Below are 24,394 nucleotides of genomic sequence, written 5' to 3' on the forward strand. Positions count from 1 at the left end.
TCCTTTTTATAAATGCGGTTTATAAAAGAAGAGAACTGGCGTCTTCATCATCGTTCACAGGCGAATTCATGCGGAAGACTTTACGTATCCAAGTTGTAATGCGATGATATATAATAATAAGAAAGTCTGTTCGGTTAATTTGAAAGACCGTCTGATGTTCATCTGTTCGTTTTGATTTCCATTGCTCGCCGGCACGGCACTCTCGTAAGAGGAATGCAATCCCGATTGCCGTCAGAGTCGGAAGAATAATTGTGAAAAAATCGACTAAGAATAAAACGTCATTTATCGATTCCACAAACATTGTAATCACATCCATTCAATACCTTCATTTTACTATATGTACAAGCCGTTGTCTAATGAACGAAAAGGAGATTTATTTATGCTGGGAAAGGGCCGAATTATTTTCCATATTGATATGAATAGTTTTTACGCATCGGTGGAAATGGCATATGACCCGGCCCTCCGAGGGAAGCCGGTTGCAGTTGCCGGAAACGTAAAGGAGCGAAAGGGCATCGTGGTGACATGCAGCTACGAAGCAAGAGCGCGCGGCGTCAAAACAACGATGCCGGTTTGGGAAGCGAAGCGCAATTGCCCTGAACTTATCGTTCTTCCGCCGAATTTTGACCGATATAGAAGCTCTTCAAGAGCGATGTTTAACATCCTTCGTGAATATACTGACTTGGTGGAGCCTGTCTCCATCGACGAAGGCTATATGGACATGACTGATACACCATACAGCAGCCACGCTTTGGAGACGGCAAAAGAAATACAAAGCAGGCTGCAAAAAGAGCTGCTGCTTCCGTCAAGCATAGGAATCGCGCCGAATAAATTTCTTGCTAAGATGGCGTCAGATATGAAAAAACCGCTTGGCATCACGATTTTAAGAAAGAGACAAGTGGCTGATATCCTTTGGCCGCTTCCTGTTGGAGAGATGCACGGAGTTGGCAAAAAGACAGCGGAAAAGCTGAAGGGACTCGGCATTCATACGATTGGAGAGCTAGCGGCAGCTGATGAACACTCGCTGAAACGTCTGCTGGGCATCAACGGGCCGCGCCTTAAAAATAAAGCAAATGGCATTCACCATGCGCCAGTTGACCCGGAGCGCATTTACGAATTTAAAAGCGTCGGCAATTCATCAACACTTTCACATGATTCCAGTGATGAAGAAGAGCTGTTAGACGTTTTCAGAAAACTGGCCGCTTCCGTTAGTGACCGCTTACAGCGCAAGGAAGTCATGGCTTCGAAGCTTTTTATTATGATTAGATATGCAGATTGGAAAACCATCACAAGAAGCATCACGCTGAAAAATCCGATCGATCAAAAAAATGAAATTATGAAAGAAGCGGAGCACCTCTTTTTTAAACATTGGAATAAAAATCCTGTCAGGCTGCTTGGCATTACCGGAACTGATTTAGTAGAAAAAGAGCAGGCCTATAAGCAGCTCGATTTGTTCAGTTTTAATGAAGATGCGAAGGATGAACCAATTCAGCAGATGATGGAAAAGCTGAATGATAAGTACGGCTCCAAACTGATCAGAAAAGGGGCAAAGATAAAAAAAGAGGAGAGCAAAACGAAGGGAACAAGCTTTAATAAAGATTTTTTTCAGGATGAAAAGAAAAGTTGAATAGCTTGAAAAAAAGGGTGGAAGTATGGTAATTTCTTTATTATAAATATCATTTTATTTTAATTTAAATTTTAAAATGATTAAACGTTTGCAGAAGGGACGTTAGAATATGTCAAAACAACAAATCGGAGTTATCGGTCTTGCGGTCATGGGTAAAAATCTAGCTTTAAATATCGAAAGCCGGGGATTTTCTGTTTCTGTTTACAACAGATCAAGCAGTAAAACTGAGGAGTTTCTGCAGGAGGCAAAAGGCAAAAATGTTGTTGGCACATACAGCATTGAAGAGTTTGTCCAATCCTTGGAAACACCGCGCAAAATCTTATTAATGGTTAAAGCGGGAACTGCAACAGATGCGACAATTCAATCTCTTCTTCCTCATCTAGAAAAGGATGATATTTTAATTGACGGCGGTAATACATACTATAAAGATACACAGCGCCGTAACAAAGAGCTCGCTGAAAGCGGCATTCATTTTATCGGAACAGGCGTTTCCGGCGGAGAAGAAGGAGCGCTTAAAGGACCTTCTATCATGCCAGGCGGACAAAAAGAAGCACATAAGCTTGTGAAGCCGATTCTTGAAGCGATTTCTGCAAAAGTTGACGGAGAACCTTGTACGACATATATCGGTCCAGACGGTGCCGGCCATTATGTGAAAATGGTCCACAACGGTATTGAATACGGAGATATGCAGCTGATTTCTGAATCTTACTTCATTCTGAAACAGGTGCTCGGCCTTTCAGCTGATGAGCTTCACGAAGTTTTCGCTGAATGGAATAAAGGTGAGCTTGACAGCTACCTGATTGAGATTACAGCTGACATCTTTACGAAAAAAGACGAAGAAACAGGCAAACCGCTTGTTGATGTGATTCTTGATAAAGCAGGCCAAAAAGGAACAGGAAAATGGACAAGCCAAAGCGCGCTTGACTTAGGTGTTCCGCTTCCGATTATTACTGAGTCTGTATTCGCACGTTTTATCTCAGCTATGAAGGAAGAACGTGTGAAAGCGAGCGGCCTTCTTTCAGGGCCAGAAGTGAAGCCTGTTACAGAAAATAAAGAAGAGCTGATTGAAGCAGTCAGAAAAGCGCTGTTCATGAGTAAAATTTGTTCTTACGCGCAAGGATTTGCCCAAATGAAAGCTGCTTCTGAAGAATATAACTGGGATCTGAAATATGGCGAAATCGCTATGATCTTCCGCGGCGGCTGCATCATTCGTGCAGCATTCCTTCAAAAGATTAAAGAAGCTTACGATCGCGAACCTGAGCTTGATAACCTGCTTCTTGACAGCTACTTCAAAAATATTGTAGAAAGCTACCAAGGAGCGCTTCGCCAAGTGATTTCACTTGCAGTTGCCCAAGGTGTGCCGGTGCCGTCATTCTCAAGCGCATTAGCTTACTATGACAGCTACCGTACAGCCGTACTGCCTGCAAACCTAATCCAAGCACAGCGTGACTACTTTGGCGCCCATACTTATGAGCGTACTGATAAAGAAGGTATCTTCCATACTGAATGGATGAAGTAATCAATAAAAACCCCCGAAGTCTTTAGGCTTCGGGGGTTTTTGTTATTAAAGAATGTCTTAAGGGATATGGCAGTCTTGACAGCTGCAAAAAAAGCCGAAAATGCTCACAAGCATTTTCGGCTTTTCTCGTTTTATATATTCCACCAGTGCAAGCCGTCTTTCGCCAAAAGATCATCTGATTCTTTCGGTCCCATAGAGCCTGATTCGTAGTTAGGAGACAAGGTTTTGTTTGCTGCCCATGTTTCAGAAATGGAATCGACAAAGCTCCAAGATAGGGCAACTTCATCCCAGTGAGCAAAGTTTGTTGCATCGCCAAGAAGACAGTCGTGAATTAATTTTTCATATGCTTCAGGGGTGTTCATCTCGTCATTGCAATTGCTGCAGTAATCCAGTTTGATTGGCTGCGCGTGTGCTGCCCCCCCAAGCTTTTTAGCGTTTAAGTAAAGCGTAATGCCTTCGTCAGGCTGAATATGGATGACGAGCAAGTTCGGATTCATATTGTTTTCATTGCCGTAGTACAGGTTCATCGGAATGTCCTTAAATTGAACAACGATTTTTGTGGACTTTTCTTTCATTCGTTTTCCGGTGCGGATATAGAATGGAACACCAGCCCATCTGAAGTTGTCGATCAAGAGCTTGCCTGAAACAAACGTTTCTGTATTTGAGTCAGGAGCGACATTATCCTCATCTGTATAAGCAGGAACCGATACACCGTCAATTTCACCGGCTTGATATTGTCCGCGCACAAAGTACTCATCAACTTCGTCTTTTGCAATAGGGCGCAGAGCTCTCAGAACCTTCACTTTTTCGCTTCGGATTTCTTCTGTGTTCAATTTGATCGGCGGCTCCATTGCAAGAAGGGCAACCATTTGCATGATGTGGTTTTGCACCATGTCGCGCAGGGCGCCTGATTTTTCGTAATATCTTGCACGGTCCTCAACGCCAAGTGATTCGCTTGATGTAATTTGGATATTTGAGATATAGCGGTTTGTCCAAAGCGGTTCGAAAATCGCATTGGCAAATCGAATGACTTCAATGTTCTGAACCATTTGTTTGCCTAAATAATGGTCGATTCTGTAAATTTGATCTTCTGTAAACGCTTCGCGGATTTCTTTGTTCAGTGCCTGTGCGCTTGGCAGATCATGGCCGAACGGCTTTTCAATGACAAGGCGGGACCAGCCTGTTGTTGCTGTAACACCTTCTGATTTTAATGTTTTTGCAATTGTTCCGAAGAATTCAGGAGCCATTGCCAAGTAGAACATTCTGTTGTTCGGAATTTGATATGTATCTTCCAGCTGGTTAAGCAATACGTTAAGCTCTTGATAAGAGCCAGGATTTGTCACGTCAAACGGGTGATAGTAAAAATGAGACGTGAAATCATCTATATGTTTATCTGCAGATGAGGATATGGATGTTTTAACGGTTTGGCGAAGATCTTCATTAGACCAAGGTCTTCTTCCAACTCCTACAACTGCAAACTCTTCTCCGATTTGTCCGTTTTGATATAAACGGTGAATAGACGGATACAGTTTTCGTTTTGCTAAATCTCCCGTTGCACCGAATATGACAATTACTGCTTTTGGTTGTTGGTTTGTTTTCACTAAAAGTACCTCACTTTATTCGAAGCTTTATTTTAGTACACCCCGTATATTTCCTTCATTTTAAATCTAAAATTCAACGAAAGCAAACATTTCAGCCCATTTTTTGCTGAATGCCGTAAAAATGTTTCTAGAACGAAAGGATTGTTCCTTTCAGAGGCAAGATTCACATTTGTCGCATGATCCTGTATTCTTGTAGGTAACTAGTTCTAGTAGGAGGAAGGAAATGTGGAATTACTTTTTTTAGGGACGGGAGCCGGCATTCCCGCCAAGGCGAGAAACGTAACGTCGGTGGCATTAAAATTGCTTGAAGAAAGGCGTTCGATATGGCTGTTTGACTGCGGGGAAGCCACACAGCATCAAATTTTACATACAACGATTAAACCTCGTAAAATAGAAAAAATCTTCATTACCCACATGCACGGCGATCATGTTTACGGGCTTCCAGGGCTTCTGGGGAGCCGCTCCTTTCAAGGCGGTGAAGACGAGCTGACAGTGTACGGGCCAAAAGGCATCAAGGCTTTTATTGAAACAAGCCTTGCCGTCACGAAAACCCATTTGACATATCCGCTTGTGATCAAGGAAATCGAAGAAGGAATCGTGTTTGAAGACGATCAGTTTATTGTCACGGCAGTATCTGTTATTCATGGAGTGGAAGCCTTCGGATACCGCGTGCAGGAAAAAGACGTGCCTGGTTCCTTAAAGGCGGATTTATTAAAGGAAATGAACATCCCGCCCGGACCTGTGTATCAAAAAATCAAAAAAGGCGAAACGATAACGCTTGAAGACGGACGCATCATCAATGGGAATGATTTTCTGGAGCCTCCTAAAAAGGGAAGGGCTGTGGTGTTTTCCGGAGATACGAGAGTAAGTGACAAGTTAAAAGAGCTTGCAAGGGATTGTGATGTGCTTGTTCATGAAGCGACATTTGCTAAGGAAGATAGGAAACTTGCTTATGATTATTTTCACAGTACAACGGAACAAGCAGCTGTAACAGCGAAAGAAGCCGGGGCGAAGCAGCTCATTTTAACCCATATCAGTGCCAGATATCAGGGAGATGCCTCTCTGGAGCTTCAAAAAGAAGCGGCAGACGTTTTCCCAAACAGCGTGGCGGCGTATGATTTCTTAGAGGTAAACGTCCCGCGTCGCTGAAAAAAACTCTTATTTGACAATCTGAGATTACATTGTATAATAAAACGTAATCATTACGCTTTATAAGGAGATGTTAATATGAGAGTAAATGTTACTTTAGCCTGCACTGAAACGGGAGACCGAAACTACATCACAACAAAAAATAAACGCACCAACCCAGACCGTTTAGAGCTGAAAAAATATTCACCGCGTTTAAAGAAATATACCCTTCATCGTGAAACAAAATAACATAAAAGACCGGGCGTCTTACAGCCCGGTCTTTTTTTATGTTAATTGACTGCCTGGTAAAGAGGAGCGGCCTGCTGGCACGCTGCGCACCATACGTCATAAATAGCCAAATGCACGATATGAGGTTCATCATGATGGATGTTGTGCGAGCTGTTTTTAGCTTGAATCCAGCCGCTTTGATTAGATAGAGACAATATGCTGCTGTGCAGGTTTTGCCACTCCTGTTCAGCAGCGAATTTCTCAGTCCGTTCACCTGATGACAACACAAGGAGAGGCATGTTTCCTAAATGGACTTGCTGTTGTTTGAGTACCTGCAGGCTTTTTGAAAATTCTGCATGTGTGCCCTCAAGCATCATCTTTCTTGTGTATGCTTTGTGCATTTCTTCAGGAATAAAGGAGAAGCTTGTGCAATCTCCTAAAGCTGGATCAAGGAGGACCATGCCGATAATATCGCGCCTGTTTTTGCAGGCCCATAAACCGGTGATCACAGCTCCGTATGAGTGAGAAACAGCCAAATAAGGAGGTTTTACATCTGCTGCTTTAAGCAAACTCTCCAATTCTTTCACCTGTTGTTCAGCTGTTCGTTTAGTGCTGCTTTGTCCGCTTTTCCCTATTCCTGCCCGATCATATGTGAAAATGCCAAATTCATCATCAATGTCCGCCATTAATGGTTCCCACGTCTCAGAAGAAGTACCGTAGCCGGCCTCAAAGACAATCGTTACACCGCTTGATCCTCTCCGGTGTTGTGTATGAAACGCACATCCGTCAATTGTATATGTCTTTTCCATCCAAGCTGAGTTCATTGGAGTCATCTCCTCTAATTGGTTCTACTAGGGAGACGGAGAACCTGAGCTGATCGTTTCTCTAAAAAATAAAAAAAGAGATATCCGGTTGAGGATATCTCTTTTGGACATTACCAGCCTCTTTCGTATTGAACAGGGGCCGGTATCTCTGTATTAAGCTGTTTTGCAGCAGTTCTTGCAAAGAATGGATCTCGCAGAAGCTCTCTGCCGATAAAGATAAGGTCGGCACGTCCGTTTTGCAGAATTTCTTCAGCCATTGAACCGTCTGTAATCATGCCGACAGCACCAGTTGCCATGTCAGCCTGTTCACGGATTTTCTCAGCGAAGCTGACCTGATAGCCTGGGAATACATTAATGTCTGCATGAACAAGGGCGCCTGAGCTGCAGTCAATTAAGTCAACACCTTGCTCCTTCATCCATTTTGCAAAACCGATGTGATCGGCGATGTCTAAGCCTTTGTCTGTATAGTCAGAAGCAGATACACGGACAAATAAAGGGCCGTCCCATACTTGTTTGACTTCATCGATGATTTCTCTTAAGAAACGATAGCGGTTTTCTGGTGAGCCGCCGTATTCATCTGTACGATGGTTGGATAGCGGAGATAGAAATTCGTGAATTAAGTATCCGTGCGCCGCATGAATTTCAATTACATCAAAGCCGGCTTCTTTTGCGCGGGCTGCCGCTTGTTTGAATTCCTGGATCGTTTCTTTTACTTTTTCTGCTGACATTTCTACAGGTGTTGCTGATTGTTCGTCAAACGCAATCGCCGATGGAGCGAAAATATCTCCTTCAAGCTCTGCTTTACGTCCGGCATGGGCAAGCTGAATGCCGATTTTTGACCCCTGTTCTTTGACCTGCTCAGTCAGTTTGGCAAAGCCTTCAATATGCTCGTCACTCCAGATTCCTAAGTCTTGGTCTGTGATTCGTCCTTGAGGGTTAACCGCTGATGCCTCCACAATAATCAGTCCGACCTGGCCGATTGCGCGTGATATGTAATGTGCCATGTGGAACGGCGTCAATTTTCCGTCCTTTTCATGAGAAGAATACATGCACATTGGCGACATGACGATGCGGTTTTTTAATGTCAGATCTTTAATTGTAATAGGTGTGAATAATTTTCTGGCCATTTCTTTCGCCTCCCGTAAGGTTTTTAGAGATTGATTATATCAAGTCATTTCTTTCCCGTCATATAAACTGCTCAAAAGATCCGTTTTTGTCAAACATTTCTGTATAATAGACAGGGAATCATCTTATTTTTCAAGCTAGAAGCGTTTTTATACATAGGAGGGGCGGAAATCGATGAATTGGCAGACGAAGGACGAATTGCTGACCCTTTTAACTTCTCTTGTGCAATACGAAAGCATCACCGGTTCGAAGGGAGAGGCAGCGCTTGCAGAATATCTTTATTTTATTTTGAAGGACAAGCCTTATTTTCAAAAACATCCTGATGATGTAACACTTCATACGATGGACGACGGCAGATCCTTTCTTACGGCTCTTGTCAAAAAGAAGAATGTCAAAAAGACAGTGCTTTTGCTGAGTCATTTTGATGTCGTGGACATAGAGGATTATGGAGAATTCGAACATATGGCATGTAAGCCTGCTGAGCTGTTGAGCTCCTTTTTAGAGAAAAAAGAGCTGCTTCCGGAGCGTGTGAGAACAGACGCTGAAAGCGGCGACTGGCTGTTCGGAAGAGGGACGATGGATATGAAAGCAGGGCTTGCGGTTCAGCTGTCGATGCTGGAGCGGGCAATGAACGGCCAATTTGAAGGCAATCTGCTGTTGATTACGGTTCCTGACGAGGAAGTGAATTCAAGGGGCATGATTGAAGCGGTTCCTGTACTGAAGGAAATGGAGAAAAAGTATGATATCACATTAACAGCTTGCCTGAATGCTGAACCAATGTTTGAAAAATTTCCCGGCGACCAGCAGCAATATTTTTACTCAGGAAGCATTGGCAAGGTGCTTGCGGGATTTTTCTGCAAGGGGATTGAAACTCATGTCGGAGAGCCGTTTTCAGGCATAAATGCCAATTTAATGGTATCTGAGATTAACCGCTTGCTTGAGCTGAATGCGGATTATTGCGAAAAGGTTGATGGTGAAGTCACTCCGCCGCCGGTAAACTTAATGCAAAAGGACTTGAAAGAGGCGTATTCTGTTCAGACACCGCATACAGCTGTCACGTTATTTAATGTGCTGTCAATGAAACGATCGGCTAGTGAACTGCATCAGATGCTGCTTAAAACCGCCGAACAGGCGGCGGAGGAAATAACTGCGAACATTCGAAAGAAAACACAGGATTTTCAGCAATTTGAGTCATTTACGCCGATGGAACGTGCTGTCTCTGTTTTGACATTTGATGAGCTGATCGCGCGTGCGAAAAAGCGTGCTGGAAATTCTGAAACCGAGCGGGTTCTGAATTATGCCTTTGCCAACAGGGGAGATCTTGGAGACAGGGATTTTTCGACGAAAATTGTATCTGAGCTTGCTGCACTTTGTAAGGAGGATGCGCCGCTTATTGTTCTTTTTTACAGCCCGCCGTTTTATCCGGCGGTTTCTTCAAGGGACGATCAGTTGATCAGGAATACAGCTGACCAGCTTATGCAATATGCGGCTGACAGATACGGCATTGCGTTACGGGAGGTTCAATATTTTCCTGGACTTTCAGACTTAAGCTATCTGCAGCTCGAAAAGCAGGAGGTTGATGCGTACACAAGCAATATGCCGCTCTTTAACAGAGGATATTCGCTGCCAAGCGGCAAAGACCAGGCTTTATATGTACCGGTTTTAAATGTCGGCCCGGCTGGAAAAGACCCGCACAAATGGACGGAAAGACTGTATTTGCCTTATTCCTTTGAAGTGCTTCCCGACTTGCTTTCGTTTACGATCGCTGCGCTATTAAAACAATCAGAAACTGCCGGTAAGCTGTCTTAGGAAAAACAAAAGACAGATGGCATTGTGCCTTCTGTCTTTGTGCTTACACTATGAATGCCTCTCTAAGGCGGCACCGGCAAACTGCTTTTTGATTTCAGCGCTGCGTTTAGCAGTTTCTTCAATACAGTGAATAATTGCTTCTTCAAAGCGGGAGTCCTGTAAAGCGCGAAGACCTGCCTCTGTTGTGCCTCCCGGGCTTGTGATTTCCTTGCGGAGCTGTGCGGGCTGTTTGCCGCTTTGAAGGAGCATATCTGTTGCCCCTGCCATTGTCTGCAAAATGAGTGCTTTTGCTGTTTCCTCATCCAATCCTACTTTCTGCGCCGCTTTTTCCATTGCCTCAATATAACGGTACACGTAGGCTGGACCGCTGCCGGCGATCGCCGTGACAGCATCAAGATGCTGTTCCTCAACAAGTGTGGCATCGCCGATTGTTTCCAATAAAGCCTTTGCTGCGGTGATATCATCCTGGCTTGCTTCAGCGCTTACGGAAAATCCGGTTGCTGATTTTCTGATGGCTGCTGAAGTATTAGGCATGACGCGAATGACCGCGAGCTTTCTGCCAAAATAGTGCTGAATGGCTTCAATGGTAAGGCCTGCAAGTACTGAAATTACAAGCTGGTCCTTGAGATACGAACGGATGCTGTCAATGCTTTCCGCCGCGTCCTTCGGTTTAAAAGCGAGGATGATGATATCGGTTTGAGTGAAAAACTCATTTTTATCTCTGCATGGACGCACACCGTACGTTTCCTTTAATTCAATCAGACGCTCATCATTTGAGCGGTTTGTGATATAGATATGTTCTGGTTTTGTGATGCCGCTTTGCAAAATACCGTTGATCATTGCTTCTGCCATGGACCCGGCGCCGACAAATCCTATCTTTTTCATTGATATCCTCCTTCTATTAGAACAACAAAAAACCTTTTCATCACGTAAAGGACGAAAAGGTTCGCGGTACCACCCTCATTAGCACAGATTATGCTCAGCTCAAATCCCGTAACGCGGGAAACGTTTAGGTTTTCCTAACCGCTCTGAGGGCAGGTTCTACAAACAAGCGGGCCGCAATATCTTTCAGCCGGGGATATCGCTCTCTTTGGCCATTGCCTTGTATATTATTCCTCGTCATAGCGTTCCAATGGTTCTCGTTTTAGTTTGTTGTTCATTATGCAATGGCGGACAAGCTAATGTCAATAGCTTTTTCAAAAAGGGCCGTTCTCATTCGGCAATAATGACACAAGACCGAGAAAAAGCTAAAATATGAATAATGAATGAAGACAAGGAGCAAAAGGATGACAACTGCAGATGTAATTGCGATCCGCGTCCCGACGCCATTTGCTGTCGGCGATGTTCTCGTGTATCTAGTAAAAGGCGATGCGCTGACACTTATCGATGCCGGGCCGAATACAAAGGAGGCTGTCAGAGCCCTTCAAGAGCAGCTTGCCGCTGTAAATGTGAAAATGTCAGATATCGAGCAGGTTGTACTGACTCACCATCACGCTGATCATGCAGGCCTGCTTGATGTCTTTTCTGATGAAATCGAAGTGATCGGACATCCGTTTAACGAACCTTATATCAGCCGAGATCAGGCTTTTATGGATTGGCAAAAACGTTTTTTTCAAAAGCTGCTGCCAGAATTAGGCGTTCCTTTTGATATGGAAAAGGCAGAAAAGCTCATTCGGTCCGCGTACGCATTTTCCTGTACGAGATCCCTGACGAAAACAGTCAGAGAAGGTATGAGTATTGATGGGCTTGAGGGCTGGTCGGTTTTGGAGATGCCTGGACATGCTGAATCGCATATCGTTCTTTTCCATGAAAAAAGCGGGAGAATGCTTGGCGGCGATCTTCTGCTGGCCAACAGCTCGTCTAACCCGATTCTGGAAGCGCCGAAAGCGGGAGACATAAGGTCAAAGCCTTTAGTCGATTATCAGCGGTCGTTAGGAAGGCTGTCTGAACTTGATCCAACAATCGTGTTTCCCGGTCACGGCGAGACAATCACCAGCGTTCAGGCGCTGATTGAGAAGCGTTTTGACAAACAGAGGAACAGGACGGAGGATGTGCGGCGCATGCTGGATGAAAAGCCGATGACTGCTTTTCAGGTCTGCCAGCAGCTTTTTCCTGCTGTGTATGAAAAGGAATTATTTTTAACGATGTCAGAAACGGCAGGGCATCTTGATGTGTTGGCGGCTGAAGAAACCATCACGTCATATTGGGAAGGAAATACTGCATACTTTAGAACAATGAAGAGGTGAAATGGGTGAAACATATAGCGGGAAAGCGGATTTGGATAACCGGCGCTTCAGGAGGGCTTGGTGAAAGAATTGCATATTTATGCGCTGCTGAAGGAGCCCATGTCCTGCTGTCGGCAAGACGTGAGGATCGTTTGATTGAAATCAAAAGGAAAATAACCGAGGAATGGAGCGGACAGTGTGAGATTTTTCCTCTGGATGTCGGCCGCCTAGAGGATATCGACCGTGTCCGCAATCAGATCGGCTCGGTTGATGTACTGATCAACAATGCGGGCTTCGGTATATTTGAAACGGTTTTAGACTCGACACTGGATGACATGAAAGCGATGTTTGATGTGAATGTCTTCGGCTTGATCGCCTGTACAAAAGCGGTGCTTCCGCATATGCTTGAGCAAAAAAAGGGCCATATCATCAACATCGCTTCTCAAGCAGGGAAAATTGCAACACCGAAGTCGAGTCTTTACTCTGCGACAAAACATGCCGTGCTCGGCTACTCAAACGCTTTGCGGATGGAGCTGGCGGGAACCGGCATTTATGTGACAACAGTCAATCCTGGACCGATTCAGACGGACTTTTTTTCCATTGCTGATAAAGACGGGGACTACGTCAAAAATGTAGGCCGGTGGATGCTTGATCCTGATGACGTGGCAGCTCAAATTACAGCTGCTATTTTAACCAACAAACGGGAGATCAATCTTCCGCGTTTAATGAATGCCGGCACCAAGCTGTATCAGTTGTTTCCAGCTCTCGTTGAAAAGCTGGCAGGACGGGTACTCATGAAAAAATAACGATGGAACTGCCTGTAGCGAGTTGGTTTGTTGGCATAGTCACAGGCAGTTTTTATAGAGGAAGGGAGAAACCATTGGATGTCAATCAATCAAGAAGCCCTTCATGTTCTGCTCAAAGATCCGTTTATTCAGAAACTGATTAATGCAGAGCCTGTATTCTGGGCAAATCCGGGCAAGAAAGAGGGCCCGTTATTCGATGCAGATGAGTGGGGAAGTGAGATAGCAGAGGCGGAAAAAAGGCTGCGGCGGTTTGCTCCTTATATTGCTGAGGTGTTTCCTGAGACGAAAGATGCCAAAGGAATGATCGAGTCTCCGCTTTTTGAGATGCAGCATATGAAGGAAAAGCTGGAAGCGGCATACAAGCAGCCATTTCCGGGAAGATGGCTTTTAAAGTGCGACCATGAGCTTCCGATTTCAGGATCGATTAAAGCGCGGGGCGGGATTTATGAAGTATTAAAGCATGCTGAAAAGCTGGCACTTCAAGAAGGAATGCTTCAGGAAACCGATGATTACCGCATCTTACATGAAGAGCGGTTTGCCGCGTTTTTCTCGCGCTATTCGATTGCTGTGGGTTCGACAGGAAATCTGGGGTTAAGCATCGGCATCATCGGTGCCAAACTCGGGTTTCGTGTGACAGTGCATATGTCCGCCGATGCTAAGCAGTGGAAAAAGGATCTCCTTCGCCAAAAGGGTGTCACCGTCATGGAGTATGAATCAGATTACAGTGAAGCGGTGAAAGAAGGGAGACGGCAGGCGGAACAAGATCCATTCTGTTATTTCATTGATGATGAACATTCCCGTCAGCTGTTCTTAGGATATGCTGTTGCTGCAAGCCGATTAAAAACCCAGCTTGACTGTATGAATATACAACCGAGTCTTGAGACGCCGCTGTTTGTGTATCTGCCGTGCGGCGTCGGCGGAGGGCCGGGTGGTGTGGCATTCGGGCTGAAGCTTTTATATGGAGACCATGTTCATGTGTTTTTCGGGGAGCCGACTCATTCACCGTGTATGCTGTTGGGGCTTTATTCCGGCCTTCACGAGAAGATTTCTGTCCAGGATATCAGCCTGGATAATCGGACGGCTGCTGACGGGCTTGCCGTAGGGAGGCCGTCAGGATTTGTCGGTAAGCTGATCGAACCTCTTCTGAGCGGCTGTTATACGGTAAAGGACAATACGCTTTATACCTTGCTTCATATGCTGGCTGTATCTGAAAATAAATATTTAGAGCCCTCTGGTCTTGCCGGCATGTTCGGGCCGATTCAGCTTTTTTCGACAGAAGAGGGAAGGCGTTATAGTCAGAAATATAACATGGAACATGCCGTACATGTCGTCTGGGGAACGGGAGGGAGCATGGTTCCAAAAGAAGAAATGGCCGCGTATAACCGAATCGGTGCGGATTTGCTGAAAAAATAAGCAGACAGTGAAAGGGTTTTCCGTTACAATCTTTGTAAGGGTTTTAACCTTCAGAGAGTCAGGTGTAAACAGTGAAAAATAAAGAGCTTAACTTACATACTTTATATACAAAGCACAATCGTGAGTCTTGGTCTGGTTTTGGGGGACATTTGTCGATTGCTGTTTCTGAAGAAGAGGCAAAAGCCGTGGAAGGGCTGAATGATTATCTATCTGTTGAAGAAGTGGAAACGATCTATATTCCGCTTGTTCGCCTGCTTCATTTGCATGTTAAGTCTGCGGCCGAACGCAATAAGCATGTCAATGTTTTTTTAAAGCACCCTCATTCAGCCAAAATTCCGTTTATTATCGGCATCGCCGGCAGTGTGGCAGTCGGGAAAAGCACGACGGCGCGGATATTGCAGAAGCTGCTTTCGCGTTTGCCGGATCGTCCTAAAGTGAGCCTTATCACGACAGATGGTTTTTTATTTCCTACTGCCGAGCTGAAAAAGAAAAATATGATGTCACGAAAAGGGTTTCCCGAAAGCTATGACGTAAAGGCGCTGCTCGAATTTTTGAATGACTTAAAATCAGGAAAAGACAGAGTAAAGGCTCCGGTGTATTCCCATCTCACCTATGACCGCGAGGAAGGTGTGTTCGAGGTTGTAGAACAGGCCGATATTGTGATTATTGAAGGTATTAATGTTCTTCAGTCGCCCACCTTGGAGGATGACCGGGAAAATCCGCGTATTTTTGTTTCCGATTTCTTTGATTTTTCGATTTATGTGGATGCGGAAGAAAGCCGGATTTTCACTTGGTATTTAGAGCGTTTTCGTCTGCTTCGGGAAACAGCTTTTCAAAATCCCGATTCTTATTTTCATAAATTTAAAGACTTGTCTGATCAGGAGGCTGACGAGATGGCGGCCTCGATTTGGGAGAGTGTCAACCGGCCGAATTTATATGAAAATATCTTGCCGACTAAATTCAGGTCAGATCTCATTTTGCGTAAGGGAGACGGGCATAAGGTTGAAGAAGTGCTGGTAAGGCGGGTATGATATCGTGCATTATATTGAACTGTATGTCTCTGATTTGGAAACGTCTCGACGGTTTTGGGGATGGTTCTTAAAAGAACTTGGCTATAAAGAGTTTCAAAAAGGCCGGATCGGATTAAGGTAGAGCTCACTGCCCCAAGCGGTTAATCGTGATCTTCGGGCAGGCTGTTAAGCTTTTTCTCAATGCGATCCAGCTGCGCTTTTCGGTTCTTCGCATACTTGAAGCCTGTAACAGCTGCAAAGGTGACAGCGGCAAACACGATAAATACGAAAAGCTGAAACATCACATCACCTATATTCATGTGCATCACCTCATTTTTGCGGGAGAGATTGGTTCTCTCCCGTTTTTTGTTTAAAGCGGCTTTTCCAGCGCGGACCGGTGTTTTGTCATTTCCGTTTTCATCTGCCGATAGGCAAACGCTAAAAATGGCAGGCCGAGCAGGGTGATGCCGCTCAGGACAGAAAAAATAAAAATCGGCCGGCCAGCGCCAAATAGGTCTATACATATACCCCCGACCCAGGGGCCGATGACGTTTCCGAGCTGTGAAAAACCGATTGCCCCGAAATAAGTGCCTTTTAATCCTGGTTTTGCAATCTGGTCTACAAACAAATCCATCATAGAGAATAAAAGCACTTCGCCGATTGTAAATGTAACCACGATTATAACAAGGGATGAAACACCGTGTGATATGGTGAAAATGGCCATGCTGACACTAACCATCACATTACCGAGCATCAGGGAGCGAAGCGGCGAAAAACGTTTTGCAAAATGGACGATGGGAAACTGCGTTGCCAACACAACGATTGCGTTTAATGTCAGCATCAACCCGTACAGCTTCGTTCCATTGCCGATCAAGGGGTTCTGCGCCATATACTGCGGAAATGTTGAACTGAATTGTGAGTAGCCAAAGGTGCATAGTGTAATGCCGACCAAAGCAATTGTAAAAAGATGATCCTTTTGCGTCACCATAAATGCTTCCCGCACGCTCATATTTCGGGACTGGCCTGATGCTGATGAGGATGGATGTTTTTTAAATTGGATGGCAAGCACGAGTCCGTATAGTCCGTAAATGACTGCGGGCACCAAAAAGGGTGCGGTCGATTGAGATGAGCCGAAATACAGGCCGAGTACCGGTCCGAAGACAACGCCGATATTAATAGCTGCATAGCGTAAATTAAAAACAAGTAGTCTGTTTTTTTCTTCTGCCATATCAGACAGCAAAGCCTTTGAAGCTGGCTCAAACAGTGATTTGCAAAGACCGTTTAATGCGTTTACCACAAAAAACACCCAGAGATGAGATGCCGCCGCAAATCCTGCAAATACCAGCATCCAGCCGAAAATGGACACAAGCATCATGTTTTTTCTGCCAAATTTGTCCGAGATATATCCGCCGTAAAAGCTTGCAAGGATGCCGACTGATGAGCTTGCGGCAATGACCAGCCCTGCATAGGACGCTGATGCGCCTTGGATGGCTGTTAAATAAATCGCTAAAAAAGGGATACTCATCGATGTGGCCATTCTGCCGAAAATGGTTCCGATTATAATTGTCCAGCTGATTGGGTGGATATTTTTCCATTTCTTCATAAATCGTATTCTCTCCTGTATGTAAGAATCTTTTCCTATCATATATGAAAAAATTCCCTTCTCCAATAGAGAATTCAAAATATTTTGTTATTGACATTTTACCATGTGTGGACATCATTGAAATTGAGGTTAAAGCATTCGGAAGTAAAATGACGATATGTCTGACGCTTATCTGGGGTAAAAGGACAATATTAATTGATGCTGGAATGCTAGACATTTTAAAACGATTCGGCAGGGCATGGAAGAATACGGAGGTCCGTTTGAAACATTAAAGGCAGTGATGTCAACCTATCATGATGTGGATCAAGTTCCGGAAATGCTCAGTGATGCCGGACATGAGATCAAGATTTACGCGAACTGGAGCGGCGGCCTTATTTTGAGGAGCATTCGGGTGATTTTTACGCCGGGGATTTGTCAGGCCATATCAATCTATGGAGCGTGAGAAAAGCCTGCTTTTCTTTCTCTGCAAGCCCTTCTGCAGTATGACACGCTTGAGCCTGTTATTTCACGGCGGTGTTTTCAAAGGGAAGCCGCATCAGCGGCTGAAAGAACTGACAGTCTGATTGGGGCGCTGTGCGCCTCTGTTTTCTTTTGACCAGCGTTTAAGAGAACAGTCCTTGATTTGTGACATAGTCATAAATGATATCTTCTATATGCGCATGCAGATCCTCATCGGGTTCTTCATTCCGTCTCTCTTCTAAGGCGGCTTTCAGGCTTTGTTTTTCGTACGGGCTTAACGGATCTATGGCAACATTTCTGCCGTATTGACGCAGTGCCTGCCCCATCATTTTTTCAACAAATTTCTCCATTATGACTCTCCTATCTTTATGCTTCGCTTTTATTCTACTAAATGTTTTTCTTCTCTCACACCCTTGGATCATATTTTCTGTCAGACAAGAATCATTTACCAGTATAAAACGAACATATTTTCGCATATAATAGAAAAGCGAACATAAGTTCTTTTTTAGAGGTGTGTATGATGAAAGGAAAAGTGATTTTTCTCGTTGACATGCAATCGTTTTATGCATCTGTAGAGAAAGCGGAAAATCCACATTTGAAAAATAGGCCCGTCATTGTTTCGGGTGATCCTGAAAGAAGGGGCGGAGTCGTATTGGCTGCCTGCCCGCTGGCGAAACAAAAGGGTGTGGCGAATGCTTCGCGGCTGTGGGAGGCGCAGGAAAAGTGCCCTGAAGCTGTTGTGCTCCGGCCCCGTATGCAGCGGTACATTGATGTATCACTGCAAATCACGGCCATTTTAGAGGAATATACAGACCTTGTGGAGCCGTATTCCATCGATGAACAATTCATGGACATTACAGGCAGCCAGAAGCTGTTTGGGACGCCGGAGGAGATCGCGACAAGCATTCAGGGCAGAATCATGCGGGAGATCGGCGTTTATGCGCGGGTCGGAATCGGCCCTAACAAAGCACTAGCCAAAATCGCGTGCGACAATTTTGCCAAAAAGAATAAGAACGGTATTTTTACCTTAACGAAAGAAAATATGAAAACTGATATGTGGCCGCTCCCGGTGGGCAGCATGTTTGGCGTCGGGAGCCGCATGAAGCATCATTTAAACCGAATGGGCATTAGCACGATCGGCGGGCTCGCGGCTTTTCCGCTCGATCTTTTAAAAAAGAAATGGGGCATTAACGGCCACGTGCTGTGGATGACGGCGAATGGGATCGACTATTCCCCTGTATCAACTTCATCTCTTGACGGGCAAAAGGCGATTGGCCATGGAATGACTCTCCCAAAAGACTACGAACACTTTGACAAAGAAATCAAAGTCGTGCTGCTGGAGCTGAGTGAAGAAGTGTGCAGGCGAAGCCGAAACGCCGGAGTAATGGGGCAGACGGTATCAGTGAGCTGCCGGGGGGCTGATTTTGATTGGCCGACGGGCTTCAACCGGCAAGTGAAGCTGGCGGAGCCGACTAATTCTACGCAGGATGTATATGAGGCTGTATGCCGGCTGTTTCTTACGTTTTGGGACGGGAAGCCTGTCCGCCGCCTCGGGGTCAATCTGTCTCAGCTCTCATCTGATGACATATGGCAGCTCAATTTATTTCAGGATTATGCAAAGAAAATGAACCTCGGCTATGTGATGGACGGCATTAAGAACCGGTTCGGCGACACAGCCATCATCCGGGCGGCGTCACTGACAGCGGCAGGCCAGGCATTTGAACGTGCGGCTAAAATAGGAGGTCACTATAAATGAACGACCATTTAAAAAGAGGCAACCTGCTGTGGGAAGGAAGCAGGATGTTTCTGCCGGAACATAAACAAAGCCTGCTTGAGAGAAAGCGCCATAAACAGAAGCTGCCAAAGCCGATCCTGGATCCTGATAAGCTGGAGGAGATGAATCAAACGCTTTGCGCCGCGATGGAGTTTGCTCAGGATATCACTGTCAGCTGCTTTCAGGACGGTGAAATTGTCCGCTGCACCGGGAAAATCTGCCGGTATGAAGAGTTTGAAAAAACAGTATGGATAAAAGGAGACGAGGATCAGCTGTATAAGCTGAAGCTTGATCAAGTGCTTGATATTGTGCTGTGTTAAGTCTATCCCTTCTGCACTGGGGGGAGAAATATGTGTAAAAATATCAAACATTGTTCCCTCGGCAGTCTGGAAACGTATGATACAGGAAAGAAGGCATTTACAATTCCAGTCAGGCAAAATATAATTTTTATATTGTGAGAAAAAAGAGCTGACATTCGTTTTGCCAGACGGAGGGAGATCAAATCGTAATGGATATTCGAACAATCACGTCTTCAGATTATGAAATGGTAACGTCTGTAATGAATGAATGGTGGGGCGGCAGACAGCTGAAAGAAAAATTGCCGAGATTATTTTTTGAGCATTTTCAGGACACAAGCTTTATCACATCTGAACATAACAGCATGACCGGATTTTTAATCGGATTTCAATCGCAATCGGACCCTGGAACGGCATACATCCATTTTTCCGGTGTGCATCCGGATTTCAGAAAAATGCAAATTGGTAAACAATTATACGATGTATTTATTGAAACAGTAAAACAAAGAGGCTGCATCCGGGTAAAGTGCGTCACTTCACCGGTGAATAAGGTATCAATCGCGTATCACACAAAATTGGGTTTTGACATTGAAAAGGGCACCAAAACGGTAAATGGCATCTCAGTGTTTGCAAACTACGATGGCCCGGGCCAAGACAGGGTACTGTTTGTCAAAAACATATGAAGGGGGAAATATGATGGATTTTTTATCAAAAACACCTGAGCCTCCTTACTATGCGGTCATTTTTTCTTCTGTCAAAAGTGAAAATGATACAGGATATGGAGAAACAGCGGAGCGGATGGTATCACTTGCGGCGGGTCAGCCCGGATTTTTAGGCGTCGAAAGCGTTCGTGAAGCGGATGGAAGAGGCATAACGGTTTCCTACTGGGACAGTATGAACGCAATTAACCACTGGAAGCATCACACTGAACATCAAGCGGCAAAAGAAAAAGGAAAAAGCGTTTGGTACGAGTCGTATGCAGTCCGCGTCACAAAAGTCGAGAGGCAGCGGCTGTTTTCAGGAGATCACGAATGATTGAATTTCTTCAGCATAAGGAAGACATCACAGCGCGTGAGATTATTGCCGTACAGCAGCCCGCCTACATAAAAGAAGCAGAGCTAATCGGTTTTGACGGTATTCCTGCCTTACAAGAGAAGGCAAAGGATATTCAAGCATCTCATGAACAGTTTGTGGGATATCGGAAAGACGGCAGACTGATCGGTGTCATTTCATATGAGAAAAACATGCATCATCTAACCATTTGCAGGCTTGTTGTGCATCCCGATGGTTTCAGAAAAGGGATTGGACGAGCACTTCTGCAATTTGTCATTGCTCAAAACGAAGACGCTGAGAAAATCGAGGTAGTCACAGCCGAGAAAAATAAACCAGCCGTGTCGCTTTATACACAGGCGGGATTTCAAAAGGTCGAAACTGTGAAAGCGACGGAGGATCTTTTGCTGTCTGTCTTTTATTTGTATCCGAAAAGAAATGTTAAAGTCGTTCACTACAATGAAAAATGGGCGGAACTTTTCAGTGAAGAAAAGGAGCGGCTGAAGCTTGTGTTCGGACCGGAGATCATTGCTGTTCATCATATCGGAAGCACATCGATACCGGATATGGCGGCAAAGCCAATCATTGATATGTTAATTGAAGTCAGAAGCATTGAAGCTGTGAGCCAATATGATACACAAATGAAGTCAATCGGCTATACACCGAAAGGAGAAAACGGCATAGCTGGGAGGCGTTATTTCCAAAAGGGCGGAAATAAACGCACTCATCATGTCCATATGTACGAAAAGGGGAATCCTGCAATTGAAAGGCACCTATTATTCAGAGATTATCTCAGAGCTCATCCAGAAATAGCGAAAGAATACGCCGTTCTCAAAAAACGGCTGGCGGCCCAGCATCCGGACAGCATCCATCAGTACATACAAGGGAAAGATGATTGGATCAAGACTGCAGAAGAAAATGCGAAGCGCTGGAAAGAAGGCAGAAACAATGCGAATGGAAGCGTTGTATGCTACAATAGCGAAAATGATGAAAACGGGGGTCTCACCTTATGAACATACATGTGACAGATGCAGCAAAACAGGCACTGCAGCAGGCGTTTGACGCCAACCCGGGAAAAAAAGCCCAGCTTCGTTACGATGCAGAAGGATGCGGCTGCGCGGTAAGCGGTGTACCGACAATCTGGCTGGCAGAAGAATTAACAGGACAGTGCGAGCAGCTGGAAACGAACGGCATCCCGCTTTATATCCAATCGTCGCAAAAAGTGTTTTTTGACGATCAAATGACGATCGATTACAATGAAAAAGCCAAAACGCTGGCGCTGAAAAGCCCGGCTGAAATGCTCAGCCCCAGAATGAGCATATTAGTAAAGTAGGGAGACACGAAACGTGGAACAAAAGCTGAAGTCAATGAAGAACACAGCACAGAATAAAACGTGGGTATCCTTCCTGAATCAAAACCATCCCTATACCTTGCTCCACTGGTCAATCGGAGGAGCAGAATCCATCAAGAAAGATGTTTGGCTATTGCAGGATGAAATGACATTCGAAACGCAGGAGTTTACAACGATAGATCTTGCGATTGAATGGATCAGAGAAAATATGGATGGCATTACCGACGTTTTATGAAATGGAAAAAGCGAAAGAGCCGAAGGGGCCTTTCGCTTTTTTATTCTGTTGAATCTTTCATTTTATCTAAAAACTCCTTCACCGTTTTTCGGTATGTGTCCCGGTTTTTTGTATACGACATGGCGTGTTCACCGTTCTCGGCAATATACAGCGTCTTCAGTCCGGGTTTCTTTTCATACAACCGTTCGGTTGAAGAAACCGGAATATAGTCATCATCCTTACTGTGAATAAAGAGGACCGGTTTTTCAATTTTATCAATGACAGCAAGCGGAGAAACTTCGCGTGCGCGATAGCCCCCCCTCAGCTTTAAAAAGAAGTCGGTGATGGGGAGCAGCGGCCAAGCCGGGAGCCTGTATTCCGCTTTCAGCCGATAGGCAAGCTGTTCATCAAAACGTGCGAATGGGCAATCGGCAATATAAAAATCAGCGCCATCATCACAGTGTTCACCAGCGTAAAGCAGGGCAGTCGCAGCTCCCATTGATTCACCGTGAATTCCGATCAATCCGCGATGATCTGTTTTGTTCTTGACCCAGCTGACAACCTCGCTGAGATCATCCTTTTCATAAAACCCGTAGCTAGTCGTCTTTCCGCCGCTTTGTCCGTGCCGGCGATGGTCATAAACAATCACATTCCAGCCAAGATCAAGAAATAAATGCATATATTTAAGAGAATTCAGCACATTCATCGTCACCCCGTGACAGATAATGATGGTGTTTGGTGTGTCATGCGGTGCGACATGGTATCCTTTTATATCATACCCGTAAGCGGATGGTATCACAAAAGCGGTTTTCTCCATTCGTTCAAATGATTCAAACACATCATGTCCGTCGTCTGTCTCTCTTTTGATAATGTCTTCATCTGTCTTTTTCCTGATAAACAGAATTATATTTGAAAAAACAACTCCGATTGCAATAACAGCGGTTAAGAGAGCGCCAATGGCCAAAAGGATTTTCTTCAAAAGTCACAGCACCTTTCAACTAAATACAGGAAATTTATATTTGAAATCATTATACCTAAATAGTGCTGTGCTGATCAAAAAAGTTTTCAGAAGAGAGTCCGCTTGTTCAGTCTGTATGCTCCGTGATAAACTGGCCTCAAAACAAAACACGGGGGAAGCGTACATGAAAAAACAAAAATCCGCTGACAAACACCAGTTAAAAGACGACCTTCAATCCGACATCAAAGCAAAGCTTATGGAGATGAAGAGCCAATTGAAGGAAGAGGATGAAAAGAGGCAGGAAAGAGAAAAAACAGAACAGATCAGAAAGAAAAAAGAGCTCGAAAAAAACAAAAGCTTTGAAGAACTCCTTAATGAAAGCCAAATGGATTGGCATCAATATAAATAAACCAGCACCCATACAGGGTGCTGGTTTTTCTGTTATGAGCGGTGCGCTTCGTAAACGTCTTGTTTCGTATGAGATTGGAGCGCTTTGATTTCCTCTTCGCTTAAACGCCGTGCGTTTGCAGCCTGAACGTTTTCCCGTAACTGCTCAATCTTACTGGCGCCTGTAATTACTGAGGCGACAGCCGGCTGTGCTAATAGATACTGCAGTGATTTTTCTGTCATGGAAAGATCGGAAGCAACATTCTCCATCGCCTTGCGGGCATTTGTCAATTCCTCAAATGAATAGGACAAGTACCCGTTTTGTTTCATGCTGTCTGCCGCTTGATCAAGCGGTTTTTCAGTTAAGAGCCCTTTGGCAACCGGGCCTCTGGCGACTACGCTGATGTGGTGTTCGTCTAAAAGTGAAAGCCACTCCTCAGGGCGTCTGTCAAACAGGCTGTATTGCATCATAATACTGACGATGTTTGATTTTTTCACATATTCTTTAATCACATTCGGGCGGATGGAAGAAATGCCGTAGTAACGGATCACGCCTTCTTGTTTTAATTCCTCAAACGCTTCAATTGTTTCATCAATGTTGTCCTCTATCGTCCCGCCGTGAAGCTGATAAAGGTCGATATAATCCGTTTTCAGCCGCGCAAGGCTCTTTTTTACTGCTTCTTTTATGTAAGCTTTTGAAGGGTCCCAATACCAGCCTTCGCTTTCGTCATTCCAGCGGTTTCCCGCTTTCGTTGCCAAAATAATATCCTGGCGTCTGTTTTGGATCGCATCACCGACGATTTCTTCGTTGCGTCCGCGATCATACAAATCTGCTGTGTCCAAATAGTTGATCCCAAGCTCGATGGCTTCATCCAGGATGGACAAGGCTTTGTTTTTGTCAGTTCCAAGAGACATACAGCCGAGTCCGACTTCGCTTATTTCTAAATCAGATGTACCCAGTTTGCGCTTTCTCATGTGCACACTCCTTTT

27 protein-coding genes and 2 pseudogenes are annotated in these 24,394 nt (G+C 44.8%); 19 read left to right on the forward strand and 10 right to left on the reverse strand.

Annotated features, from left to right (window positions below):
- Positions 1–19 precede the first annotated feature (19 nt).
- Positions 20–307 carry a membrane protein insertion/folding monitor MifM gene (gene mifM / locus KHQ79_RS03955; RefSeq protein ID WP_080010842.1) on the reverse strand — a complete coding sequence of 96 codons (288 nt, stop codon included), beginning with the start codon at positions 305–307 and terminating at the stop codon, positions 20–22.
- Positions 308–379: 72 nt separating this feature from the next.
- On the opposite strand from mifM, the gene KHQ79_RS03960 reads away from it, so the two are divergent.
- Together KHQ79_RS03960 and gndA are read left to right on the forward strand one after the other, a co-directional pair.
- Positions 380–1,624, forward strand: coding sequence for a DNA polymerase IV (locus tag KHQ79_RS03960; RefSeq protein WP_225514239.1), 1,245 nt, complete (start codon positions 380–382; stop codon positions 1,622–1,624).
- 109 nt (positions 1,625–1,733) lie between these two features.
- The gene (gndA, locus tag KHQ79_RS03965; RefSeq protein WP_225514240.1) at positions 1,734–3,143 is read left to right on the forward strand and encodes an NADP-dependent phosphogluconate dehydrogenase; all 1,410 of its coding nucleotides are present in this window, start codon (positions 1,734–1,736) and stop codon (positions 3,141–3,143) included.
- Positions 3,144–3,274: 131 nt separating this feature from the next.
- On the opposite strand, the gene zwf is transcribed toward gndA, so the two are convergent.
- Positions 3,275–4,744 (reverse strand): glucose-6-phosphate dehydrogenase, encoded by a 1,470-nt coding sequence (gene zwf, locus KHQ79_RS03970; protein WP_003236805.1) that lies wholly within the window; start codon positions 4,742–4,744, stop codon positions 3,275–3,277.
- Between the two features lie 225 nt (positions 4,745–4,969).
- Between zwf and rnz the strand changes: the two genes are divergently transcribed.
- Positions 4,970–5,893, forward strand: a complete 924-nt coding sequence (rnz, locus tag KHQ79_RS03975) for a ribonuclease Z (protein WP_225514241.1) — start codon at positions 4,970–4,972, stop codon at positions 5,891–5,893.
- Between the two features lie 78 nt (positions 5,894–5,971).
- Complete coding sequence (rpmG, locus tag KHQ79_RS03980; protein ID WP_003226511.1) at positions 5,972–6,121, forward strand: 50S ribosomal protein L33; 150 nt, start codon at positions 5,972–5,974, stop codon at positions 6,119–6,121.
- Between the two features lie 41 nt (positions 6,122–6,162).
- On the opposite strand, the gene KHQ79_RS03985 is transcribed toward rpmG, so the two are convergent.
- Both KHQ79_RS03985 and namA read right to left on the reverse strand, forming a co-directional pair.
- Entirely contained in the window at positions 6,163–6,924 is a 762-nt protein-coding gene (locus tag KHQ79_RS03985; protein ID WP_003236800.1) for an alpha/beta fold hydrolase, read from the reverse strand.
- Positions 6,925–7,034: 110 nt separating this feature from the next.
- Positions 7,035–8,051, reverse strand: a complete 1,017-nt coding sequence (gene namA, locus KHQ79_RS03990; RefSeq protein ID WP_060398971.1) for an NADPH dehydrogenase NamA — start codon at positions 8,049–8,051, stop codon at positions 7,035–7,037.
- A 172-nt stretch (positions 8,052–8,223) separates the two neighbouring features.
- Between namA and KHQ79_RS03995 the strand changes: the two genes are divergently transcribed.
- A complete protein-coding gene (locus KHQ79_RS03995; protein WP_225514242.1) occupies positions 8,224–9,858 on the forward strand; it encodes a M20/M25/M40 family metallo-hydrolase in 1,635 nt (544 codons plus the stop codon).
- 48 nt (positions 9,859–9,906) lie between these two features.
- On the opposite strand, the gene proC is transcribed toward KHQ79_RS03995, so the two are convergent.
- Positions 9,907–10,743 (reverse strand): pyrroline-5-carboxylate reductase, encoded by an 837-nt coding sequence (gene proC / locus KHQ79_RS04000; protein WP_003236795.1) that lies wholly within the window; start codon positions 10,741–10,743, stop codon positions 9,907–9,909.
- Positions 10,744–11,144: 401 nt separating this feature from the next.
- On the opposite strand from proC, the gene KHQ79_RS04005 reads away from it, so the two are divergent.
- The 5 genes and pseudogenes from KHQ79_RS04005 to KHQ79_RS04025 all read left to right on the forward strand — a co-directional run.
- Positions 11,145–12,104: an MBL fold metallo-hydrolase gene (locus KHQ79_RS04005; RefSeq protein ID WP_225514243.1), complete on the forward strand. Its 960-nt coding sequence runs from the start codon at positions 11,145–11,147 to the stop codon at positions 12,102–12,104.
- Positions 12,105–12,109: 5 nt separating this feature from the next.
- Complete coding sequence (locus tag KHQ79_RS04010; protein ID WP_019258824.1) at positions 12,110–12,889, forward strand: SDR family NAD(P)-dependent oxidoreductase; 780 nt, start codon at positions 12,110–12,112, stop codon at positions 12,887–12,889.
- Between the two features lie 78 nt (positions 12,890–12,967).
- Complete coding sequence (dsdA, locus tag KHQ79_RS04015) at positions 12,968–14,302, forward strand: D-serine ammonia-lyase (RefSeq protein WP_225514244.1); 1,335 nt, start codon at positions 12,968–12,970, stop codon at positions 14,300–14,302.
- Positions 14,303–14,373: 71 nt separating this feature from the next.
- Positions 14,374–15,333 (forward strand): type I pantothenate kinase, encoded by a 960-nt coding sequence (gene coaA, locus KHQ79_RS04020; protein WP_003236785.1) that lies wholly within the window; start codon positions 14,374–14,376, stop codon positions 15,331–15,333.
- A gap of 4 nt (positions 15,334–15,337) precedes the next feature.
- Positions 15,338–15,448, forward strand: a pseudogene (locus KHQ79_RS04025) (VOC family protein); the annotation flags it as partial.
- 25 nt (positions 15,449–15,473) lie between these two features.
- Here the strand turns inward: KHQ79_RS04025 and KHQ79_RS04030 are convergent.
- The gene (locus KHQ79_RS04030; RefSeq protein WP_187441459.1) at positions 15,474–15,632 is read right to left on the reverse strand and encodes a hypothetical protein; all 159 of its coding nucleotides are present in this window, start codon (positions 15,630–15,632) and stop codon (positions 15,474–15,476) included.
- Between the two features lie 50 nt (positions 15,633–15,682).
- Positions 15,683–16,915 (reverse strand): MDR family MFS transporter, encoded by a 1,233-nt coding sequence (locus tag KHQ79_RS04035; RefSeq protein ID WP_003236779.1) that lies wholly within the window; start codon positions 16,913–16,915, stop codon positions 15,683–15,685.
- A 238-nt stretch (positions 16,916–17,153) separates the two neighbouring features.
- On the opposite strand from KHQ79_RS04035, the gene KHQ79_RS04040 reads away from it, so the two are divergent.
- The gene (locus tag KHQ79_RS04040) at positions 17,154–17,357 is read left to right on the forward strand and encodes a hypothetical protein (RefSeq protein WP_003236777.1); all 204 of its coding nucleotides are present in this window, start codon (positions 17,154–17,156) and stop codon (positions 17,355–17,357) included.
- A 160-nt stretch (positions 17,358–17,517) separates the two neighbouring features.
- Here the strand turns inward: KHQ79_RS04040 and KHQ79_RS04045 are convergent, their stop codons facing one another.
- On the reverse strand, positions 17,518–17,724 hold the full coding sequence (locus tag KHQ79_RS04045) for a YqzH family protein (RefSeq protein ID WP_003226541.1): 207 nt from the start codon (positions 17,722–17,724) through the stop codon (positions 17,518–17,520).
- A 167-nt stretch (positions 17,725–17,891) separates the two neighbouring features.
- On the opposite strand from KHQ79_RS04045, the gene KHQ79_RS04050 reads away from it, so the two are divergent.
- From KHQ79_RS04050 to KHQ79_RS04080, 7 genes and pseudogenes are all read left to right on the forward strand, one after another.
- Positions 17,892–19,130 carry a DNA polymerase IV gene (locus KHQ79_RS04050; protein ID WP_225514245.1) on the forward strand — a complete coding sequence of 413 codons (1,239 nt, stop codon included), beginning with the start codon at positions 17,892–17,894 and terminating at the stop codon, positions 19,128–19,130.
- Positions 19,127–19,468, forward strand: coding sequence for a YolD-like family protein (locus KHQ79_RS04055; RefSeq protein ID WP_225514246.1), 342 nt, complete (start codon positions 19,127–19,129; stop codon positions 19,466–19,468). The genes KHQ79_RS04050 and KHQ79_RS04055 overlap by 4 nt, the downstream gene beginning before the upstream one ends.
- Before the next feature lie 188 nt (positions 19,469–19,656).
- A complete protein-coding gene (locus KHQ79_RS04060) occupies positions 19,657–20,127 on the forward strand; it encodes a GNAT family N-acetyltransferase (RefSeq protein WP_225514247.1) in 471 nt (156 codons plus the stop codon).
- A gap of 10 nt (positions 20,128–20,137) precedes the next feature.
- Positions 20,138–20,483, forward strand: a pseudogene (locus tag KHQ79_RS04065) (antibiotic biosynthesis monooxygenase family protein).
- Positions 20,476–21,507 carry a GNAT family N-acetyltransferase gene (locus KHQ79_RS04070; RefSeq protein WP_225514248.1) on the forward strand — a complete coding sequence of 344 codons (1,032 nt, stop codon included), beginning with the start codon at positions 20,476–20,478 and terminating at the stop codon, positions 21,505–21,507. Before KHQ79_RS04065 ends, KHQ79_RS04070 begins: the two are co-directional and overlap by 8 nt.
- Positions 21,504–21,827: an iron-sulfur cluster biosynthesis family protein gene (locus KHQ79_RS04075; RefSeq protein WP_003226552.1), complete on the forward strand. Its 324-nt coding sequence runs from the start codon at positions 21,504–21,506 to the stop codon at positions 21,825–21,827. Before KHQ79_RS04070 ends, KHQ79_RS04075 begins: the two co-directional genes overlap by 4 nt.
- 13 nt (positions 21,828–21,840) lie before the next feature.
- On the forward strand, positions 21,841–22,080 hold the full coding sequence (locus KHQ79_RS04080; protein WP_003236767.1) for a YqkC family protein: 240 nt from the start codon (positions 21,841–21,843) through the stop codon (positions 22,078–22,080).
- A 40-nt stretch (positions 22,081–22,120) separates the two neighbouring features.
- On the opposite strand, the gene KHQ79_RS04085 is transcribed toward KHQ79_RS04080, so the two are convergent.
- The gene (locus KHQ79_RS04085) at positions 22,121–23,038 is read right to left on the reverse strand and encodes an alpha/beta hydrolase (RefSeq protein WP_003236766.1); all 918 of its coding nucleotides are present in this window, start codon (positions 23,036–23,038) and stop codon (positions 22,121–22,123) included.
- Positions 23,039–23,201: 163 nt separating this feature from the next.
- On the opposite strand from KHQ79_RS04085, the gene KHQ79_RS04090 reads away from it, so the two are divergent.
- On the forward strand, positions 23,202–23,426 hold the full coding sequence (locus tag KHQ79_RS04090; RefSeq protein WP_225514249.1) for a YqkE family protein: 225 nt from the start codon (positions 23,202–23,204) through the stop codon (positions 23,424–23,426).
- A gap of 32 nt (positions 23,427–23,458) precedes the next feature.
- On the opposite strand, the gene KHQ79_RS04095 is transcribed toward KHQ79_RS04090, so the two are convergent.
- The gene (locus KHQ79_RS04095; RefSeq protein ID WP_148981930.1) at positions 23,459–24,379 is read right to left on the reverse strand and encodes an aldo/keto reductase; all 921 of its coding nucleotides are present in this window, start codon (positions 24,377–24,379) and stop codon (positions 23,459–23,461) included.
- Positions 24,380–24,394: the final 15 nt, after the last annotated feature.

This window comes from Bacillus sp. TSO22, from assembly GCF_020223595.1.
GTDB lineage: Bacteria > Bacillota > Bacilli > Bacillales > Bacillaceae > Bacillus > Bacillus inaquosorum.